This window comes from Mesorhizobium sp. M2E.F.Ca.ET.209.01.1.1 (assembly GCF_004010375.2).
In the GTDB taxonomy this organism is placed as follows: Bacteria; Pseudomonadota; Alphaproteobacteria; order Rhizobiales; family Rhizobiaceae; genus Mesorhizobium.
Window position 1 is genome coordinate 1 of the sequence record NZ_SADP02001324.1, and the last position, 282, is coordinate 282.

Annotated in this window: 1 pseudogene; it reads right to left on the reverse strand. The window is 63.1% G+C overall.

Going from position 1 to position 282, the window contains the following annotated elements:
* Positions 1–282: pseudogene (locus tag EN852_RS40260) on the reverse strand (sugar ABC transporter substrate-binding protein); the annotation flags it as partial.

Consider the following 282-nt stretch of genomic DNA (forward strand, 5'->3'; position numbering starts at 1 on the left):
CTTCACTGTATCCGTCGGTGGCTTCTGGTTGCCCCAGAAGGCGGGGTTGCCGACGTTTTCCTTGGTGATCGCCGCACCCGGGATCTTGATATTCGGGCCCCAGGCCTCCTTGGTCACCACCGATTTCAGGCCGAGTACGTCATAGTCGCCGGGGTTGATCTCCTGCTTGTGGGCGATCTTGTCCATGGACATGGCGACGGCTGCCGCTTGCGCGTAGAGCGGTTGCTCGACCTCGACGTTCAGCCAGCCCTTGCGGATCAGGTCGAGGCCGACCGGAGCGCC